Here is a 510-nt window from a genome sequence, read left to right as displayed (position 1 = left end):
AAAGTGATTTGTGAAACTGGCTACTCTGATGGCTCAACCGCGATCGATTACGATGTCGAAATGTACGACTACGAAGATAACCTCATCGCCAAAGTCAGAACAGACAAGCGTTCTATGGCCGAGTTTTCTCATCCAGAGACTGATTTCTACTTGGTTTTCGATGCCGGTCATGAAAGCCCAGTTGAAGTGGATGTGGTTGAGCTGAAAGAGAAATGATCACACAAAAAGTTCGTCCCGATAACGGTAGCCGAGAAGGGAAATGGGTGGCACTTACCATCGCTGGTATTCTTGCTTGCGCCAGTGTTTTGATGCCTCTGCACCAAGTTGATTCTCCCCATTCTGAAGTGCTTTCTCATCAAATTCGAATCGCGGACTTGCACCAACAAGAGCTCGGTTTGATTGCCGAGCTAAAACTGGCGCATGAAGAACTGCGCGATTTACACGCAGAGTCTGGCACCTGGCCAGATACGGAAGAGATGGCGTCACTGTGGATTGCCCCCTTTGTTCAAG

General features: G+C 48.2%; 2 protein-coding genes. Both read left to right on the top strand.

What is annotated here, in order from left to right; genetic code table 11:
• On the top strand, nt 1-216 hold a 216-nt coding region (locus R7R24_RS30580), incomplete at its 5' end, for a hypothetical protein (protein WP_318120698.1).
• A partial coding sequence (locus R7R24_RS30575; RefSeq protein WP_411978857.1) for a DUF6162 family protein occupies nt 213-510 on the top strand: 298 nt, incomplete at its 3' end. The genes R7R24_RS30580 and R7R24_RS30575, both read left to right, overlap by 4 nt.

Source organism: Vibrio sp. 704, from assembly GCF_033339295.1.
The sequence above is the reverse complement of the archived record's forward strand: the minus strand, read 5'-3'. Positions and strand labels throughout refer to the sequence as shown.